This window comes from Sphingomonas astaxanthinifaciens DSM 22298 (genome assembly GCF_000711715.1).
Classification (GTDB): domain Bacteria; phylum Pseudomonadota; class Alphaproteobacteria; order Sphingomonadales; family Sphingomonadaceae; genus Sphingomicrobium; species Sphingomicrobium astaxanthinifaciens_A.
In genome coordinates this window covers 787,921-805,232 of sequence record NZ_JONN01000001.1, presented here as the reverse complement: position 1 = coordinate 805,232, position 17,312 = coordinate 787,921, and the positions used below count along the sequence as shown (strand labels likewise).

Annotated in this window: 23 protein-coding genes and 2 other RNA genes; 13 read left to right on the top strand and 12 right to left on the bottom strand. The window is 68.2% G+C overall.

Features of this window, described 5'->3' with window-relative positions; translation table 11 throughout:
- Positions 1 to 22: 22 nt before the first annotated feature.
- Genes BS69_RS0103995 through BS69_RS0103980 form a run of 4 tightly spaced genes read left to right on the top strand, consistent with a single transcriptional unit; the run spans position 23 to position 3,066 of the window.
- Positions 23 to 748 carry an imm11 family protein gene (locus BS69_RS0103995; RefSeq protein WP_029940691.1) on the top strand — a complete coding sequence of 242 codons (726 nt, stop codon included), beginning with the start codon at positions 23 to 25 and terminating at the stop codon, positions 746 to 748.
- Between the two features lies 1 nt (position 749).
- On the top strand, positions 750 to 1,367 hold the full coding sequence (locus BS69_RS0103990) for a septation protein A (RefSeq protein ID WP_029940690.1): 618 nt from the start codon (positions 750 to 752) through the stop codon (positions 1,365 to 1,367).
- Positions 1,364 to 2,308: an ABC transporter ATP-binding protein gene (locus BS69_RS0103985; RefSeq protein WP_029940689.1), complete on the top strand. Its 945-nt coding sequence runs from the start codon at positions 1,364 to 1,366 to the stop codon at positions 2,306 to 2,308. The genes BS69_RS0103990 and BS69_RS0103985 overlap by 4 nt, the downstream gene beginning before the upstream one ends.
- On the top strand, positions 2,305 to 3,066 hold the full coding sequence (locus BS69_RS0103980) for an ABC transporter permease (protein ID WP_029940688.1): 762 nt from the start codon (positions 2,305 to 2,307) through the stop codon (positions 3,064 to 3,066). Before BS69_RS0103985 ends, BS69_RS0103980 begins: the two co-directional genes overlap by 4 nt.
- On the opposite strand, the gene BS69_RS0103975 is transcribed toward BS69_RS0103980, so the two are convergent.
- On the bottom strand, positions 3,048 to 3,851 hold the full coding sequence (locus tag BS69_RS0103975) for a helix-turn-helix domain-containing protein (protein ID WP_029940687.1): 804 nt from the start codon (positions 3,849 to 3,851) through the stop codon (positions 3,048 to 3,050). The genes BS69_RS0103980 and BS69_RS0103975 overlap by 19 nt on opposite strands.
- Positions 3,852 to 3,990: 139 nt before the next feature.
- Between BS69_RS0103975 and BS69_RS0103970 the strand changes: the two genes are divergently transcribed.
- Positions 3,991 to 4,374 carry a hypothetical protein gene (locus BS69_RS0103970; protein ID WP_029940686.1) on the top strand — a complete coding sequence of 128 codons (384 nt, stop codon included), beginning with the start codon at positions 3,991 to 3,993 and terminating at the stop codon, positions 4,372 to 4,374.
- Between the two features lie 43 nt (positions 4,375 to 4,417).
- Here BS69_RS0103970 and BS69_RS0103965 read toward each other — a convergent pair whose 3' ends face one another.
- From BS69_RS0103965 to pspF, 3 genes are all read right to left on the bottom strand, one after another.
- Positions 4,418 to 5,026, bottom strand: coding sequence for a superoxide dismutase (locus BS69_RS0103965; RefSeq protein WP_029940685.1), 609 nt, complete (start codon positions 5,024 to 5,026; stop codon positions 4,418 to 4,420).
- Between the two features lie 70 nt (positions 5,027 to 5,096).
- Positions 5,097 to 5,639, bottom strand: coding sequence for a tetratricopeptide repeat protein (locus tag BS69_RS0103960; protein ID WP_029940684.1), 543 nt, complete (start codon positions 5,637 to 5,639; stop codon positions 5,097 to 5,099).
- A 63-nt stretch (positions 5,640 to 5,702) separates the two neighbouring features.
- Entirely contained in the window at positions 5,703 to 6,761 is a 1,059-nt protein-coding gene (gene pspF, locus BS69_RS0103955) for a phage shock protein operon transcriptional activator (RefSeq protein ID WP_029940683.1), read from the bottom strand.
- 154 nt (positions 6,762 to 6,915) lie between these two features.
- On the opposite strand from pspF, the gene pspA reads away from it, so the two are divergent.
- The 7 genes from pspA to BS69_RS0103920 all read left to right on the top strand — a co-directional run bounded on the left by pspA (position 6,916) and on the right by BS69_RS0103920 (position 9,824).
- Positions 6,916 to 7,587: a phage shock protein PspA gene (pspA, locus tag BS69_RS0103950; protein WP_029940682.1), complete on the top strand. Its 672-nt coding sequence runs from the start codon at positions 6,916 to 6,918 to the stop codon at positions 7,585 to 7,587.
- Complete coding sequence (gene pspB, locus BS69_RS0103945) at positions 7,588 to 7,926, top strand: envelope stress response membrane protein PspB (RefSeq protein WP_084184260.1); 339 nt, start codon at positions 7,588 to 7,590, stop codon at positions 7,924 to 7,926.
- Positions 7,926 to 8,315 carry an envelope stress response membrane protein PspC gene (gene pspC / locus BS69_RS0103940; protein WP_029940680.1) on the top strand — a complete coding sequence of 130 codons (390 nt, stop codon included), beginning with the start codon at positions 7,926 to 7,928 and terminating at the stop codon, positions 8,313 to 8,315. Before pspB ends, pspC begins: the two co-directional genes overlap by 1 nt.
- Before the next feature lie 27 nt (positions 8,316 to 8,342).
- Entirely contained in the window at positions 8,343 to 8,630 is a 288-nt protein-coding gene (locus tag BS69_RS0103935; protein WP_029940679.1) for a hypothetical protein, read from the top strand.
- Positions 8,631 to 8,903, top strand: a complete 273-nt coding sequence (locus tag BS69_RS0103930) for a hypothetical protein (protein WP_029940678.1) — start codon at positions 8,631 to 8,633, stop codon at positions 8,901 to 8,903.
- Positions 8,904 to 8,973: 70 nt separating this feature from the next.
- A complete protein-coding gene (locus BS69_RS0103925) occupies positions 8,974 to 9,384 on the top strand; it encodes a SufE family protein (protein ID WP_029940677.1) in 411 nt (136 codons plus the stop codon).
- On the top strand, positions 9,381 to 9,824 hold the full coding sequence (locus BS69_RS0103920) for a PaaI family thioesterase (RefSeq protein ID WP_029940676.1): 444 nt from the start codon (positions 9,381 to 9,383) through the stop codon (positions 9,822 to 9,824). The genes BS69_RS0103925 and BS69_RS0103920 overlap by 4 nt, the downstream gene beginning before the upstream one ends.
- Before the next feature lie 86 nt (positions 9,825 to 9,910).
- On the opposite strand, the gene BS69_RS0103915 is transcribed toward BS69_RS0103920, so the two are convergent.
- The 5 genes from BS69_RS0103915 to BS69_RS0103900 all read right to left on the bottom strand — a co-directional run bounded on the left by BS69_RS0103915 (position 9,911) and on the right by BS69_RS0103900 (position 14,642).
- A complete protein-coding gene (locus tag BS69_RS0103915) occupies positions 9,911 to 10,447 on the bottom strand; it encodes a J domain-containing protein (protein WP_029940675.1) in 537 nt (178 codons plus the stop codon).
- A 29-nt stretch (positions 10,448 to 10,476) separates the two neighbouring features.
- Positions 10,477 to 10,850, bottom strand: an RNA gene (gene rnpB, locus BS69_RS13780) — RNase P RNA component class A.
- 89 nt (positions 10,851 to 10,939) lie between these two features.
- Positions 10,940 to 12,547, bottom strand: coding sequence for a long-chain fatty acid--CoA ligase (locus BS69_RS0103910; RefSeq protein WP_029940674.1), 1,608 nt, complete (start codon positions 12,545 to 12,547; stop codon positions 10,940 to 10,942).
- A 75-nt stretch (positions 12,548 to 12,622) separates the two neighbouring features.
- On the bottom strand, positions 12,623 to 12,946 hold the full coding sequence (locus BS69_RS0103905; RefSeq protein WP_029940673.1) for a YbaB/EbfC family nucleoid-associated protein: 324 nt from the start codon (positions 12,944 to 12,946) through the stop codon (positions 12,623 to 12,625).
- Positions 12,939 to 14,642, bottom strand: a complete 1,704-nt coding sequence (locus tag BS69_RS0103900; protein WP_051676520.1) for a DNA polymerase III subunit gamma/tau — start codon at positions 14,640 to 14,642, stop codon at positions 12,939 to 12,941. The genes BS69_RS0103905 and BS69_RS0103900 overlap by 8 nt, the downstream gene beginning before the upstream one ends.
- Before the next feature lie 73 nt (positions 14,643 to 14,715).
- On the opposite strand from BS69_RS0103900, the gene ffs reads away from it, so the two are divergent.
- Positions 14,716 to 14,813: signal recognition particle sRNA small type (ffs, locus tag BS69_RS13920), an RNA gene on the top strand.
- A 10-nt stretch (positions 14,814 to 14,823) separates the two neighbouring features.
- On the opposite strand, the gene BS69_RS0103895 is transcribed toward ffs, so the two are convergent.
- From BS69_RS0103895 to BS69_RS0103885, 3 genes are read right to left on the bottom strand one after another with little or no spacing between them, the layout of a single operon-like run.
- Positions 14,824 to 15,129, bottom strand: a complete 306-nt coding sequence (locus BS69_RS0103895) for a 2Fe-2S iron-sulfur cluster-binding protein (RefSeq protein WP_029940671.1) — start codon at positions 15,127 to 15,129, stop codon at positions 14,824 to 14,826.
- Positions 15,126 to 16,217 (bottom strand): cysteine desulfurase family protein, encoded by a 1,092-nt coding sequence (locus tag BS69_RS0103890; protein WP_029940670.1) that lies wholly within the window; start codon positions 16,215 to 16,217, stop codon positions 15,126 to 15,128. Before BS69_RS0103890 ends, BS69_RS0103895 begins: the two co-directional genes overlap by 4 nt.
- Positions 16,214 to 17,287, bottom strand: a complete 1,074-nt coding sequence (locus BS69_RS0103885; RefSeq protein ID WP_029940669.1) for a cysteine desulfurase family protein — start codon at positions 17,285 to 17,287, stop codon at positions 16,214 to 16,216. The genes BS69_RS0103890 and BS69_RS0103885 overlap by 4 nt, the downstream gene beginning before the upstream one ends.
- Positions 17,288 to 17,312 lie beyond the last annotated feature (25 nt).

The window sequence follows — 17,312 nt, the reverse complement described above, 5'->3', positions numbered from 1 at the left end:
AATTGGCCTGATGGTATGGGGCATGTCCCTGCCGGTCACGTTCGGCGAATTCTGGCCGGACGGCGACTTCGAGGGCAAAACGAATGACGGGAGGCAAGGATGGGGATCGCGGCTCTCGGCGACGTTCGAGGACCTGAGCCCCAGTGAACAGGATCGCCTTTTCGACAGCTTGAAGGACAATCCGGCCCGTCGCGTGCACACTTATCGCTTTCACGCTGTCGCTAAGTTTCGCGACGAAATCGGGACCAATCCTTACGAGCCCGACGACCCGCCGCTCTCGCCCATCGCCGCCTTCGAAGCGCCGCGCTTTTTCGAAAGCCGAAAAAGCTATTCGCAGCTCGGTTCGCTGATCATGCTGAACGACCGGATACTCGCGGTGGACGACGATTTTAGGGAGATCATCGAGCGCTTCGAGCCGGGTATGCATCGCTTCTTTCCGATCGAAATCCACACCCGCAATGTCGTTGCGACCTTCCACACCCTGGTGGTCGGCCAATGGCTCGACAGCTTTTCGCCCGAGCACAGCCAAGCGGAAGCGTTTACCCACAATGGCGACCGCTTTAGGCTTTATGAGAAGAGGGCGGCCATGGCCGGCCTTGCCTTTTCACGCGCGGCCTTTGGTAACGCGCAATTGTGGCGGGAGCGGCGTATCGGCGAGCGAGTGACACTCCTTTCCGATCAACTTCACGCGGCCATCGTTGAAAGGGGTTTGCGCGTGCCCAGGATCAACAAGCTGAAAGAAATCTGATTTGACTGCCACCTCTTCTGAACCCGCCGGCGCTTCGAAGCTGCTGATCGACCTCGGGCCGCTGATCGTCTTCTTCGCGGTCAATTTCCTCGCGCCCGTCGATCCGCTGGTGAAGATCTTCGTCGCCACCGGGGCTTTCATGGTCGCGATGGTGGCGGCGATGATTTATTCGGCGATCCGGTTCCGCTCGATCTCGCCGCTGCTGTGGTTCAGCGGGATCATGGTCGTCGTGCTGGGCGGGCTGACGCTCTACCTCCACAACGAGGATTTCATCAAACTGAAGCCCACCATCTATTACGGCTTCGTCGCGGCCCTGCTCGGCTTCGGGCTTTGGAAGGACAAGCCGCTGCTGAAGATGGTGCTGGGCTCGGCCTATCCGGGCCTTTCCGACACCGGCTGGCGCAAGCTCACCCTCAACTGGGCCTTGTTCTTCCTCGCCATGGGCGTGCTGAACGAGCTCGTCTGGCGCAACAGCAGCACCGACTTCTGGGTCGGGTTCAAATTGTGGGGGGCGATCCCCCTCACCTTCCTGTTCGCCGCCGCCAACCTGCCCATGCTGCTCCGCCACGGTCTCACCACCGAGGACAAGAAGGCGGTCGAACCGGGACCGATCGAATGAGCGAATTCGCCCTTTCCATCCGCGGCCTTCGCAAGGCCTATGCCAGCGGCACCGAGGCGTTGAAGGCGGTCGACCTCGACATCGCGCACGGCGAGATCTTCGCGCTGCTCGGGCCCAACGGCGCGGGCAAGACCACGCTCATCTCGATCGTCTGCGGCCTCGTCACCGCGACCGACGGGACCGTGCTGGTCAATGGCGAGCATTGGCGCGACGCCTACAAGGCGGCGCGGGCGCAGATCGGGCTGGTCCCGCAGGAAATGAACATCGACGTGTTCGAGCCCGTCTGGAACACGGTCGCCTTCAGCCGCGAATTGTTCGGGCTGAAGCGCGACGACGCCTATCTCGAGCAGGTGCTCAAGGACCTGACCCTGTGGGACAAGAGGAAGGCGATCCTCAAGGAATTGTCGGGCGGCATGAAGCGCCGCGTGATGATCGCCAAGGCGCTCGCCCACGAGCCGAGGATCCTGTTCCTCGACGAGCCCACCGCCGGGGTCGACGTCGAGCTGCGCAAGGAAATGTGGGACATGGTCCGCAAACTGAAGGAGCGCGGCACCACGATCATCCTGACGACGCACTATATCGAGGAAGCCGAGGAAATGGCCGACCGCGTGGGCGTCATCAACAAGGGCGAACTCATCCTCGTCGAGGAAAAGGCCGCGCTGATGAAGAAGCTCGGCCGCAAGACGCTTCACCTCCAGCTCGCCGAGCCGCTGTCCGAAATCCCGGCGGCGCTGGCCGGCTGGGCCCCCCAGCTGTCGGACGACGGCCTGACGCTGACTTATGATTTCGACCGCCATGCCGAGAAGACCGGCATCCCCTCGCTGCTCGCGGCGATGCGGGACGAAGGGATCGGCTTCAAGGACCTCGACACCAAGCAGTCGAGCCTCGAGGACATCTTCGTCGGCCTGATCCGTAACGGCAATGCAGGAGCGGACGCATGAACATCCGCGGCATCCTCGCCATCTACAAGTTCGAGATGCACCGCTTCCAGCGCACGCTGTGGACCGGGCTCGCGGTGCCGGTGATCACCACCAGCCTCTATTTCATCGTCTTCGGATCGGCGATCGGCAGCCGGATGACCGAGGTCGGCGGCGTGCCCTATGGCGCGTTCATCGTTCCCGGGCTGATGATGCTGTCGCTGTTCACCGAGAGCATCTTCAACGCGAGCTTCGGCATCCACATGCCGCGCTTCACCGGCACCATCTACGAAATCCTCTCGGCGCCCTTGTCGGCGGTCGAGACGGTGATCGGCTATGTCGGCGCGGCCGCGACCAAGGCGATGATCGTCGCCCTCGTCATCTTCGCCACCGCCCACCTGTTCGTGCCGGTGACGGTGATGCACCCGCTGCTCGCGCTGGCCTTCCTGCTGCTGGTGGCGGTGACTTTCTGCCTGTTCGGCTTCATCATCGGCGTCTGGGCCAAGGGGTTCGAACAGCTGCAGGTGATCCCGCTGCTGGTGGTCACCCCGCTGACCTTCCTCGGCGGCAGCTTCTATTCGATCCAGATGCTGCCCGAGCCGTGGCGGACCATCACCCTGTTCAATCCGGTGGTCTATCTGATCAACGGCTTCCGCTGGACCTTCTTCGGCACCGCGGACGTCAGCTTCGGGGTCGCGCTCGGCGCCACCCTCGCCTTCGCGGCCGCCTGCCTCGCCGGCATCTGGTGGATCTTCCGGACGGGCTACCGGCTCAAGGCCTGAGCCTCGGCCAGCTGCCGCAGCCGCTCGCCGGTGACGGCATCGGCGGGAAAGAAGGATTCGATCGCCAGCTCGGCCAGCGTCACGTCCATCGGCGTGCCGAAGACGGTGGTGGTCGTCAGCAGGCTGAGGTCTCCCACCGGCGAGGCCAGTCGCAGCGGCACCAGGATCGCGCCGAGCTCGCTTCCACCATCCGCTCCATCGGTCGCGGGATAGGCCCGCAATTCCTCGAGCAGCGCGGCAAGCCCGCTGTCGGCGGTCGCCTGTACCTGGCGGTCGAGGCGCTCGAGGATATGCGCCCGCCATTCGGCAAGGTTGCGGATCATGCGCGCCAGCCCGTCCGGGTGGAGGCTGAGGCGGAGCACGTTGACCGGCGGCTCGAGGAGATGCGCCGCGGCGCCGGCGAGCAAGGGCGCGAGCGCGCGATTGGCGGCGACGAGGTTCCAGTGCCGGTCGACCGCCAGCGCGGGATAGGGTTCATGGCCCTCGAGCACGATCCGGATCGCCTCGCGCGCGGCGGCCATTTCGGCGTCTTCGAGCCGGCGCTCGCCGAACACGGGCGCGAACCCGCCGGCGAGCAGCAGCGCATTGCGTTCGCGCAAGGGAAGCTCGAGCTGGTCGGCGAGGAGCAGGATCATCTCGCGGCTGGGGTTGCTTCGCCCCGTCTCGATAAAGCTCAGGTGCCGCGCCGAGATATCCGCCTCGAGCGCGAGGTCGAGCTGGCTTCGCCGGCGGATCTGCCGCCAGCTGCGGATCTGTTCACCGACGGGTCTGAGCTGTGGGGTCACGCCGCGCTCCTTCCCCGCCCTCCTAGGGTCGGCGCGGCGGCAATCCAATTACCCCGGCGGTAATCGACCCGGCGCGCGGGGTCGGCACAATGACCGGCGTTCGACCGGATCGGCCGGTCGCCAGAGAAGGAAACGAACCATGAGACTTGCGCTCCCGCTTCGCCCGCTCCTGTGGCTGGACGCCGCGACCGGCATCGCCATGGCCGGCCTGCTGCTCGGCGCCGGGGCCGATCTGTCGCCGCTGCTCGGCCTTCCGCAGGGCCTGCTCACCGAGGCCGGCCTCATCCTCCTGCCGTTCGTGCTGCTGCTCGCCTGGACGGCGACGCGGCCGTCGCCGCAGCGTCTCGCCGCGCTGGTCGTCGCCATCAATGTGAGCTGGGTAGCGGCAAGCCTCTTGCTGCTCGCCGGGCCATGGGTGTCGCCGACGCCGCTCGGCACCGCCTTCGTGCTCGCGCAGGCCGGGGCGGTGGCGGTCATCGCCTGGCTTCAGCACGGAGCCGCCCGCGCCTTCGCGGCGGCCTGAATGAAAAAGGGCCCCGGAGCGCGTCGCCCGGGGCCCTTCTTTCTCAGCGGGCGGCCTGGAGGCGCTCGCTCGCCTTGTCCCAGTTCACGACGTCCCACCAGGCCTTGAGGTAATCGGCGCGGCGGTTGTTGTAGGTGAGATAGTAAGCGTGTTCCCACACGTCGTTGCCGATGATCGGCGTGCCCTTCACCTCGGCGATGTCCATCAGCGGATTGTCCTGGTTGGGGGTCGAGGTCACGACCAGCCCCTGCCCCGGCACCGCGACCAGCCACACCCAGCCCGAGCCGAACTGGCCCGCGCCGGCGGCGTTGAACTTCTCCTTCAGCGCATCGAGGCCGCCGAAGGCGCTGTCGATCGCGCTCGCGAGCTCGCCCGAGGGGCTGCCGCCGCCCGGCTTCATCGTCTCCCAGAAGAAATTGTGGTTCCAGTGGCCGCCGCCATTGTTGCGGACGACCTTGGGCGCGGCGCCGGCCATGGCGACCAGCTCCTCGAGGCTCTTGCCCTGGAGGCTGGCGTCGCCGTCCACCGCCTTGTTGAGATTGTCGACATAGGTCTGATGATGCTTGTCGTGGTGAAGCTTCATCGTGGTCGCGTCGATGGTCGGCTCGAGCGCGGCATAATCATACGGCAGCGGGGCGACTTCGAAGGCCATGGCGCAATTCTCCTGACGTGAAAGGGGTGCCGGCCATGTGGTCGGCCACCCCTGCCAAGTCAACGCGCGGCTAGCGAACGCGGTAGCGCGCCAGCTCCCTTTTCGGCTCGGCCCACGACGGCGCCAGCTGGGCGGCGCGGCTGAGGTCGGCATAGGCCGCCTTGATCGACCCGAGGTCCTCATGCGCGACGCCGCGCAGGAACAAGGCGAAGGCGGGCTTGCGGGTGTGAAGATCGAGCGCGCGACTGGCGAGGTCGCGCGCCTCGGCCTTGCGGCCCGCCTGGTAGGCGATGATCGCCTGGTTGAGATAGATTTCGGGCTGACTCGGATCGAGCCGCTCGGCCGCGGCGAGATCGTCGATCGCGCGCCCGGTGCGGCCCGCGAGCATGTGGAGGATGCCGCGGTTGACGAAGGTGCCCGCACGGTCGGAGTCGCCCAGCGGCTCGAGCGCCAGCGCATTGTCGCAGGCGCGCCACGAGGCGAGGTCGTTGATCCGGTTCTCGGCGGCGCGGTAGCAGCTGGTGGCGTAATTGCCGCCGACCGTGATGACCGAGGCCGAAGCGGGGGGAGCGGCGATGAACAGGGCCGCGGCGGAGAGGACGCAAGCACGCATGAGACGGCTCCTTCTTCTCGTGAAGCGCCGATCATAGCATTTCCGGCGGCGAAATGCGCGGCCTCAGGCGGGTTCGCTGTCCATCAGCTTGTGGCGCTTCAGCGCATGGCGCAGCTGGTCGTAGCTGAGGGACAGGGCGGCGGCGGTGGCGCGCTGGTTGAAGCGGTTGGCCTTGAGCGCCTCCTCGAGGATCGCGCGCTCGAAGGCGGTCACCGCGGCGCGGAAATCGCTGGTGACATGGCTTGGCAACCGCGGTTCGGAACCGCTTGAAACCGAGGGTCTTTCGCCCTCCTCGTCAGTCGCTTCGCCGAAGTTGTGAACGACCCGTTCCGGGCTGGTCCCGACCGCCCAGGGCGAGGAAAAGGGATCGAACTGGATCGCCGCGATCGGCTGCTCGGGATCGTCCCAGCGATAAACCGCCCGCTCGACCACGTTCCTGAGCTCGCGGACGTTGCCCGGCCAGGGATAGGTCTCGAGCGCGACCCGCGCCTCGGGCGAGAAGCCTGGCCAGCCGCCCCATTCGAGCTCGGACGCCATCCGCCGCCCGAAATGCTCGGCCAGCAGGGGAATGTCGCCCTGGCGCAGCCGCAGCGGCGGGAGGGTGACGACCTCGAAGCTCAGCCGGTCGAGCAGGTCGGCGCGGAACTTGCCCTCGTCGACCAGCCTCGGCAGATGTTCGTTGGTGGCGGCGACGATGCGGACATCGACCTTGACCGGCTTGGACGCGCCGATCCGCGTGATCTCGCCATATTCGACCGCGCGCAGCAGCCGGTCCTGCGCCGGGCTCGACAGCGTCGCCAGCTCGTCGAGGAACAGGGTCCCGCCATCGGCTTCCTCGAAGCGGCCCTTGCGGGTCTTGGCGGCGCCGGTGAAGGCCCCCGCCTCGTGCCCGAACAGTTCGGCCTCGATGAGGTTCTCCGGCAGCGCGGCGCAGTTCATCGTGACCAGCGGCCCCGCCCAGCGCGAGGACAAGTGGTGGAGCCGCTCGGCGATCAGCTCCTTGCCGGTCCCGCGCTCGCCGATCACCAGCACCGGCCGGTTCAAGGGCGCGGCACGGCTGGCGCGCTCGACGGCGTCGAGAAACGCAAGGCTCGAACCGATGAAATTCTGGACGCGCGCCACGGCTTCGAGTTGGTGCAATTTTCCAAGTCTTGGCAAGCGATTTCAGGCAGACCGACGAACGGCGGAGGACCCGTTCTCGGAAAACCGCCATTGGCACGACCCGTGCATATCCCAACTCAGGCAGGGACCCCACGAAAAGTGAGGTAGGATTTCAATGAGCATCTTTTCCCGCACCCGGGACATCATGGCCGCCAATCTGACCGAGCTCCTCGACCGGGCCGAAGACCCGTCGCGGATGATCCGCATGGTCATCCTCGAGATGGAGGAGACCCTGGTCGAAGTCCGCGCGTCGGCCGCGCGCAGCATTGCCGACGCCAAGGAAATGCGCCGCGCGATGGTCCGCCTCGAAGGGCTGACCGACAGCTGGACCGAAAAGGCCGAGCTGGCACTGTCCAAGGGCCGCGAGGACCTTGCCAAGGCGGCGCTGATCGAGCGGCAGAAGGCGGCCGACATGGCCAAGGGCCTCGAGGACGAGGTCGCGGTGATCGACTCGACCTTGAAGGCCTATGAGGCCGACATCGCCAAGCTGCAGGGCAAGCTGCGCGAGGCCCGTTCGCGCCAGAACGCCATCTCCACCCGGATCGAGAGCGCGGTGACCCGCGCCAAGGCCCGCGAGATGCTCAACGGCAGCCGGACCGAGGATGCGTTCAGCCGCTTCGAGCTGCTCGAGCGCCGCGCCGACTTCGCGGAAGGGCGCGCCGAGGCGCTCGGCATGACCGGGCCGAAGAGCCTGGAAGAGGAAATCGCCGACCTCCGTGCGGAGGAGGCCGTGGACAAGGAGCTGGAGGCGCTCAAGGCGCGGCTGGCGAACAAGGGGAATGAGTAAATGGAACCGGGTGAATTCCTGACCGTCAGCATGGTGATGCTGGTGCTGTTCATCGGCCTGCCCTGGCTGATCATGCACTACATCACCCGTTGGAAGACGGCGGCGACACTGACCGGCGGCGACGAGAAACTGCTCGAGGACCTGTACGATCTCGCCCGCCGGCTCGACGAGCGGATGTGCTCGATCGAGCGGATCATGACCGCGGAAAATCCCAACTGGCGCCAGCAGTGCGCGCCCGAGCAGACCAATGTTCTGCCCGGTCGTGATGCCCTCGACATGGACCTCGACGCCGAGCTCGCCCGCCTCGCCGAGCGCAGCCGCATCCGGGAGGTCCGCTGATGACCGTCCAGCCCGCGACCCGCACGCGCTTCTACAAGGACAAGCGCAACGGCAAGGTGATGGGCGTCTGCGCCGGCATCGCCGACTATACCGGCGTCGACGTGGTGGTCGTCCGGATCCTGATGTTCCTCGCGCTCTGGCTGAGCGGCTTCTCGATCCTGCCGGTCTATTTGATCGCCGGCTGGATCGCCGAGGATCGCCCGCGCGAGCTTGCCTATGCCAGCAAGGACGACCAGCGCTTCTGGCAGCAGGTCCGCGCCTCGCCGGCCCGCACCGCGCGCGAGATCCGCGCCAATTTGAAGGGCATCGACCGCCGCCTCGCCGACGTCGAAAGCTATGTCCTAACCAGTAACCGCAGCCTCGCCCGCGAGATCGACGAACTGCGCTGATCCCTCTTTCACTTAAGGACCTGTCGCATGAGCCCGCTCCTGATCCCCATCATGGGAATGATGATTCCGATCGTCGCCATCCTCGCCCGCGTCCTGACCAAGGCGATGGAGATGAAGGAACGGCAGATCACCGCGTTCGGCGAGAATACCGCCGAGAAGGCCGCGCAATATGCCAGTCGCGTCGCCGAACTCGAGCAGCGTGTCCGGGTGCTCGAGCGGATCGCCACCGACGGCGGAATTCATACCGCGGCGCAGATCGAGGCGCTGCGCGATGCTCCCGAGACTTCCGATTTCGTGCGTGAGAAAGTGCTGTAAATGAACCCCTTCGAATTTCTGCTGCTGTTGATCGGCATGGTTTTCATCTTCCAGCTGATCAAGGCCAAGGGCGGCCTGCGCGGCGATCGCCTGGGCGGTCGCGGCGACCGGCAAGGCCTCATCCACACCGCCAGCCCTGAGGATCAGGCCGAGACCCGGATGCTGCGCGACGAGGTCCGCGCCCTGAAGGAGCGCATCCAGGTGCTCGAGCGGATCACGGTCGAAAAGGAAAACAGCCTCGCCCGCGAGATCGAGGACCTGCGCAACCGGTAACGGTTCGTCGTCCCGGCCTGCGCCGGGACGACGCTTTTCTCTCGGGCCGCCTTTCCCTAAGGCCGGGCCGATGCCCCTCCCCGCCCTTGCCGCCATTCTCGACGATTATGAACTTCTCGACGGCGAGGAGCGATACCGGCTGCTGATCGACCTCGGCCGCGAGCTCGAGCCCATGCCCGACGCGCTCAAGACCGACGCGACCAAGGTACGCGGCTGCTCGGCGAGCGTGTGGGTCTATCCGACCCAGGCCGAGGGCGACCGGCTGCATTTCCTCGCCGACAGCAATGCAGCGATCACCAAGGGGATCGTCGCGCTGGTGCTGAGCGCGGTGCAGGACCGCCCGGCGGCCGAGATCGCCGCGACCGACATCGTGGCCGCGCTCGACCCGTTCGACCTGTCGCGCCAGCTGTCGAGCAACCGGACGCAGGGCATCCCGAACATGATCGCGCTGATCCAGGACACGGCGAAGCGGCTGGCATGAGCGACTTTCGCGACGGCGTCAGCGGCCCCTTCGACCCCGCCGCCTTCTTCGCCATGGCGCGGCGCGTCGGACACGGCCGCGCGCTCGGGCTCGAATATCGCGCGCATGGCGACAACTGGGTCGAGCTGGCTCTCCCCTGGCGGCCCGAGCTGGTCAGCATGACCGACGAGGGGATCATGGCCACCGGCGCGATCGTCAGCCTGGTCGACACCTGTTCGGGGACCTCGATCTGGCAGGCAATCGGCGGCTTCCGTCCGGCGGTGACGCTCGACCTCAGGCTCGACTATCTCCGCCCGGCCGCGCGCGGCGAGACGGTGATCGCGCGCTGCGAATGCTACAAGGTGACCCGCCAGGTCGCCTTCGTCCGCGGGGTGGCGCACGGCGGGGATGAAGGCCGGCCCATCGCGCACAGCGCGGCGACCTTCGTGGCGGTGGATTGAAGGAAAATCGTCGTCCCGGCGAAGGCCGGGACCTCGGCAGTGGGAGCGCAAGCCTCTTGAGGTCCCTGCCTGCGCAGGGACGACGGCTATTTGGCGCTTTCCTTCCGCTCCTCGGCCTTCTTCAGCACGTCATAGGCGGCCTGGACCTGTTGGAAGCGGGTAGCCGCCTCCTCGTCGCCGGGCTTGAGGTCGGGGTGATGCGCCTTGGCGAGCTTGCGGTGCGCGGCCTTCACCTCGGCGAAGCTGGCGTCGCTGTCGAGGTCGAGCACCGACAGCGCGCGCATTTCCTCGCGGCTGCGGGTGCCGTCGCCGGGGCCGCCCCAGGCATAATGCTTGGACTGGCGGAAGCCCGACGCCTCGCGCGCCTCGGCCTCTTCGCGCGCGGCGGCTTCGGCGGCGGAAAGATTGGCGAAATAGTCCCAGTTCTTGTTGTATTCGGCGGCATGGGCCTCGCAGAACATCCAGCGCTCGCGGCTGCCCGGGGCCTTGGGCGCGGGCCGGTCGCCGGGCTCGTTGCAGCCCTCGCGGTCGCACAGCCGGATCCGCGCGGCGTCCCGCCCCTTGTCGGCATAGGAACGCCAGCGGGGAAAACCCCAGTCGTTGGATCGGGTGGAACGCGCCATCTGCTGCCTAACTAGTCGCCAGCGGTGAAAGTGCCAGAGGGCCTGTAAGCCGGGTTCTGTCCACCGCTTGCGCGGCTGTGCGGCCATTCCTCTCGGCCGGCGCTTGCGCGACGGCTCCAGCAATCAACCCGGGCGGCGAGCCGGAACAGGCCCATGTGCCACCCCTATTCGATCTTGCACCCGGTGGGGTTTACCGTGCCGGCTGCCGTTGCCGGAGCCGCGGTGCGCTCTTGCCGCACCCTTTCGCCCTTACCGCCCCGAAGAGCGGCGGTCTGCTTTCTGTGGCACTATCCCTGAGCCGCCCGAAAGCGACCCGCCGGGCGTTACCCGGCACCGTTATTCCGTGGTGCCCGGACTTTCCTCGGCGGGGACAAGTCCCCGACGCGGCCGCCCGGCCCTCTGGCGAGCGGGTCCCTAGCAGAAAGACTGATGCCCGACCACCTTCGAGGGCCGGGCTGGCTAGCGCCCGACCACCTTCGTGGACCGGGCTGGCTAGCGCCCGACCATCGCCGCTGCCGTCGGCAAGACATAATCCTTCCACTGCTCGCGGAGCGTCTTCTTGCTGAGCTTGCCGGTGGCGGTGTGGGGAAGCGCGTCGACGAACTCGATCGCGTCGGGCATCCACCAGCGCGCGACATGACGGCTGAGATGCTCGCGGATGGTCTCGGCATGGACGTCGCTGTCGGGGCGGCGGACGATCAGGAGCAGCGGCCGCTCGTCCCACTTGGGATGGGCGATGCCGATCGCCGCGGCCTCGGCGACGCCGGGAACGCCGACCGCGGCATTTTCGAGCTCGATCGAGCTGATCCACTCGCCGCCCGACTTGATCACGTCCTTGGCACGGTCGGTGATCTGCATCGTGCCGTCGGGATGGAGCGCGGCGACGTCGCCGGTGTCGAACCAGCCGTCGGCGTCGGTCGAATCCTGCTCTTCCTTGAAATAGCGCTGGACCACCCAGTGGCCGCGGGTCTGGAGCCGGCCGGTGGCGATCCCGTCGCGCGGCAGGACCTGCCCCTCGTCGTCGACGATCCGAAGCTCGATCCCGAACGGGATTCGGCCCTGGCGGCAGACGAAGTCGACCTGCTCCTCGTCGGTCATGTCGTCCCAGTTGGGCGGCGGGGTGCCGCAGGTGCCGATCGGGCTGGTCTCGGTCATACCCCAGGCATGGCCGACGCTGACCCCCTTGCTGCGGAACCACTCGACCATCGCGCGCGGCGCGGCCGAGCCGCCGATCGAGACGCTCTTCAGTGAGCCGAGGCTGGCGCCGGTACGCTCAATATGGTCGATCATGCCGAGCCAGACGGTGGGCACGCCGGCCGAATGCGTCACCCCTTCCTCGCGGAACAGCTCGCACATCTGGGCCGGGCGATAGTCGGCCGACAGGACCAGCTTCGCCCCCACCATCGGCGCCGCCCAGGGCACGCCCCAGGCGTTGGCGTGGAACATCGGCACGATCGGGAGCACGGTGGTCCGGCCCGACAGCTCGAACACGTCGGGGCTCACCTCGACGAGGGTGTGGAGCATGGTCGAGCGATGCTCGTAGAGCACGCCCTTGGGATTGCCGGTGGTGCCGCTGGTGTAGCACAGGCCGCAGGGATCGCGCTCGTCGCCCTCGACCCAGGCGAAGTCGTCGTCGGACGTGTCGATCCACGAGCGATATTCGCCATCGTCCATGCAGATGTAATGCTCGATCGTTCGCCACTCGCCCTTCATCTTCTCGACTAGCGGCGCGAAGGCCTTGTCGTAGAGGAGGACGCGGTCCTCGGCGTGGTTGGCGATATAGGCGAGCTGGTCGGGAAAGAGCCGCGGGTTGATGGTGTGGAGGATGCCGCCCATCCCGATCGCACCATACCAGCAGGTGAGATGGTGGGCGTGGTTCATCGACAGCGTCGCGACCCGGTCGCCCTTGGCGATTCCCATCCGGCTCAGCGTCTTCGCCATGCGCCGTGCGTCGCTGGCCACCCCGCGCCAGTTGGTGCGGGTAATCGTCTCGTCCGCCCAGGCACTGACGATCTCGCGATCCCCATGTTCGCGCGCGGCATGATCGACCAGCCGCATGACCCTGAGCGGCCAATGTTGCATTGCCCCGAGTGCGTGCATGATCCCTGACCCTCCTGTCACGAGAGTGACGGCTGGCGGGAACGAGTCAAGCGCCGCCGGGGGCGACCGACGCGATCAGAAGGGCATCTGGAAGCCCGGCGGAAGCGGCAGGGTCGAGCTCATCTTCTGCATCTCGGCGGCGGCGGCCTGGTCGGCCTTGGCGCGGGCATCGTTGAAGGCGGCGGCGACCAGGTCCTCGAGCATCGTCTTCTCGCTCGGCTGCAGCAGGCTGTCGTCGATCGAGATGGCGATGATCCGGCCCTTGGCCGAGCAGCGCACCTTGACCAGCCCACCGCCCGACTGGCCCTCGACCTCGATGGTGTCGAGATTGTCCTGCGCCTTCTGGAGCTCGGCCTGGGCGTTCTGGGCCATCTGCATGATTTCTTCGAGGCTAGGCATGGTTGGCGTCCTTGGATGAAACGGATTCGAGGGTGGTGCCGGGATAAGCGGCGAAGACCGCAGCGACGCCCGGCTCGGCGAGGATGGCCTCGCGGGCGCGCTCCTCGGCCATCTTCTCCTGCGCCTGGAGCGACGGCTCGGCTTCGCCGTCGCCGAGCGTGACGGTCCAGCGCGCGTCGAGCGCGGCGCGGATGTCGTCGGTGAGTTCACGGGTGAAGTTGGGGCCGAGCGGCTGGAGCGGCTTCAGTACTAGTTCGGGCGGCGCGTAGCGGATGAGGCCCACCTCGCGCCGGAGCTGCGAGGCACGGATCGCCTTGCCGCGGCGTTCGATGAGGTCGACCAGCGCGACGAAGCTGGCCGGCGCGGGGTCTTCGGCGGGCTCGGGCTCGGGTGCCGGAGCGACCGGAGCAGGAGCGGCGGCAGCGCGGGGTGCGGGCGGCGGGGCGGCGCGCGCGGCGGGCACGGAAACCGCGCCGGTCTCCCCGCCCGCCTGCAGCCGCGCGATCACGGTCGCGGGGTCGGGCAGCTCGGCGGCATGGATGATGCGCAGCAGGACCATCGCCGCGGCCTCATTGGGATCGGGCGCGGCTGCGACGTCGGACAGGCCCTTCAGCAGCATCTGCCACAGCCGGTGGAGCTGCCCCCAGCCAAGCGATCCGGCGAGCTCCTCGCTCGCCGCGCGTTCCTCGGCGCTGGCAAGCGGGTCGGCGCTGCCACCGGCCTTGGTGCGGGTCGCGGCGTGGGTCTGCTCCATCAGCCCGCGCAGGAGGGCGGTCGGCTCGATCCCCAGCGTGCGCGCCTCGTCGAGCTCGGCGAGGCTGCCCGCCGCGTCGCCCGACAGGAGCAGCGAGAGCAGGCGGCGGATCCGGCCGCGATCGGCAAGGCCGAGCATGTCGCGGACCGCGTCGGCGGTGACGACCCCCGCCCCATGCGCGATCGCCTGGTCGAGCAGCGAGAGGCCGTCGCGCGCCGAGCCCTCGGCGGCGCGGGCGACCAGCGAGAGGGCGTCGGGCTCGATGTCGACCTGTTCGATCTCGGCGATGCGGCGGAAATGCTCGACCAGCGCCTCGGCGGGGATGCGGCGGAGATCGAACCGCTGGCAGCGCGACAGCACCGTCACCGGCACCTTGTTGACCTCGGTGGTGGCGAACAGGAACTTCACATGCGCCGGCGGCTCCTCGAGCGTCTTCAACAGGGCGTTGAAGGCGTTCTTCGAGAGCATGTGGACTTCGTCGATGATGTAGATCTTGAAGCGCGCGCTGACCGCCGAATAGCGCACCGCCTCGATGATCTCGCGGACGTCGTCGACCCCGGTGTGGCTGGCGGCGTCCATCTCGGTGACGTCGATGTGGCGCCCCTCGGCGATCGCGCGACACGGCTCGCACACGCCGCACGGATCGATCGTCGGGCCGCCCTTGCCGTCAGGGCCGATGCAGTTGAGCGCCTTGGCGACGAGCCGGGCGGTCGAGGTCTTGCCGACCCCGCGCACCCCGGTCAGCAGGAAGGCATGGGCGATACGGCCGCTGGCGATCGCATTGCCGAGCGTCCGCACCATGGCGTCCTGCCCGATCAGCTCGGCAAAGCTCTGCGGGCGATATTTGCGCGCGAGCACCCGGTAGGGCGAAGCGGCGGCGCTCTTCTCCAGCGGCTGGGCGGGAAGGTCGAGGCCGAGGCCCGGTGATTCGTCGTCGGTCATCGCCGCCGACTGTAAGCAGCCCCGCGCCCCCGCGCCACTTCTTGCGCTTTGTCCCCCGCCCCGCCATATGCGCCGCGGGAGTCGGGCGGACGGAGCCGTCGCCAACCTGGTCAGGTCCGGAAGGAAGCAGCCACAACGATTTCGTTCCGGGTCGTTCCGGCTCCCACCCTCGGCCGGCGCCTCAGCCCGGCATCCTCACCGTCATCACCGCCCCCGAGACCGTCAGCTGGCAGGCCAGCCGGCTGGTCCGCCGCACGTCCTGCGCGAGATCGAGGAGGTCCTCCTCTTCCTCGCTCGCCCGCGGCATCCGCGCGAAATCCTCCGCCGACAGGATGACATGGCAGGTCGAACAGCTGATCGATTTGTCGCAGGTGCCCTCGAGCGGCTGATCCGCGGCCTGGGCGACGTCGAGGAGGTTCGCCCCCTCGGCCGCTTCCACCTCGCGGTCGAGTGCGCCGTCACTGTTCAGAAATCGCACCAGGGTCATGCGGCAAACCGTTGCTGGGCCTCGGCGGCGCCGCGAATCAACGTGCAGGCGGCACGGAGCTCCGCGAGGGTCGTATGGCGCCCGAAGCCGAGCCGGATGCTCTGCCGCGCCTCGGCCTCGCTCAGTCCGAGCGCGCGCAGCACATGGCTCGGCCGGCCCGACCCGCTGGCGCAGGCGCTGCCGAGGGAGAAGGCGACCTGCCGGCAGTCGGTGAGCAGGCGGGCCGAATCGAGCCCCTCCCGCCGCACGTTGAGGTTGCCGCGGTAGCGACGCTCGAGGCTGCCATTGACGATCCAGCCGGGACCGAGCGCGTCGAGCGCGGCCCGCCAGAGGGTCTCGACATGGGCCTGGTCGGCATCGATCCGGGACTTGGCCAGCGCGGCCGCGGCACCGAAGCCAGCGCAGAGCATCGGCGACAACGTGCCCGAGCGCAGCCCCTTCTCCTGCCCGCCGCCGTGGAGCAACGGCGCGATCCGCACGCCCTCACGGATCCACAGGCCGCCAATGCCCTTGGGCCCGTGGATCTTGTGCGCGCTGACCGCGACGAGGTCGGGACCGTCGGGAATGGCCATGCGGCCGAAGCCCTGGACGGCGTCGCACAGCATCAGCGCGCCGGCGTCATGCGCGAGGGCCGCGATCTCCACGATGGGCTGGATCACCCCGATCTCGTTGTTGACCAGCATCGCCGCGACCAGCGCGGTCGGCTGCCCCAGCGCGTCGCGCAGGCGGTCGAAGTCGACGAGGCCGTCGGGTCCGACCGGCAGGACCTCGACGTCGCGGCCCTGCCCGGCCAGCCATTCGGCCGTGTCGAGGACGGCGGCATGTTCGGTGGCAAGCGTGACGATCCGCCCCTCGATGCCGCGCAGCGCCATGTTGAGCGCCTCGGTCGCGCCGCTGGTGAAGACGAGCGATCCGCTTGGAGGAAGCAACGCCTCGACCTGCCCGCGCGCATGCTCGATCGCGGCGGCGGCTTCACGGCCCCAGCGACTGGGCGAATGCGGATTGGCGAAATGGTCGAGCCAGGGAAGCATCGCCGCCTTCGCCTCGGCGCTAAGCGGCGTCGTCGCCTGATAGTCGAGATAGATCATGCGGCCTGCGCCCGCGCGGCGATGGCGGCGTAGGCGGCGACGAAGGCGTCGATGTCGGCCTCGCGCGTCTGCGGGCCGAGGCTGATCCGGAGCGCGCCACCCGCCACTTCGGGTGCTAGGCCCATCGCGGCGAGGACGCGGCTGCCCTTCAGCTTCCCGCTCGAGCAGGCCGAGCCCGCGCTGACCGCGAAGCCGGCGAGGTCGAGCTGGATGAGGAGACCGTCCTTGGACGCCCCCGGCAAGGCGATGGCGCTGATCGCGGGAAGCCGCGGGGCGCCCTCGCCGATCACGATGGCGCCGGCGGCCTTCGCCCCCGCCTCGAGCCGGTCTCTCAAGTCCGCGAGGCGCGGCATGGCGTCGCGGTGGGCGCGGGCGGCGAGCGCGGCCGCCATGGCCGCGACCGCGGGGAGATTCTGCGTGCCGCGGCGATAGCCCCGCTCCTGTCCGCCGATCGCCTTGAGCGTCGCGAGGTCGCGGACCAGCAGGGCGCCGATCCCCGGCGGCCCGCCGAACTTGTGCGCCGACAAGGCGATGAAGTCGGCGTCGGGCAAATCGATCTTCCCCGCGCCCTGGGCGCAATCGGCGAGCAGGAGCGATCCCGCTGCGCGGATCTCGCTGGCCATCTCGCCGAGCGGCTGGATCACCCCGGTCTCGTTATTGACCTGCTGGATCGCAACGAGGGCCGGACCCGCCTCGAGCGCCGCCGTCAGGGCCGCGCGGTCGATCAGCCCGTCGCCGCCGACCGGCAGCACGCCCGCCGCCTCGCCCATCGCATGAGGCACGATGTCATGCTCGGTCGCGCCGACGTGGCGGCCGGGCACGGTCGCCCGGGACGCGGCGATGCCGATCGCTTCGCTCGCGCCGCTGGTGAAGATGACGTCATGCCGCCAGCCGAGCGCGTCGGCGATGGCGGCGCGGGCCCGTTCGAGCGCGGCCTTGGCCTCGCGGCCCTCCCCATGCGGGCTCGACGGATTGGCCCAGCGCTCCAGCGCCTCGACCATCGCGTCGCGGGCCTCGGGCAGCACCGGGGTGGTCGCGGCATGGTCGAGATAGATTCGGGGACGGTTCAAGCCACACTCGTGATTGCTGTTTCGC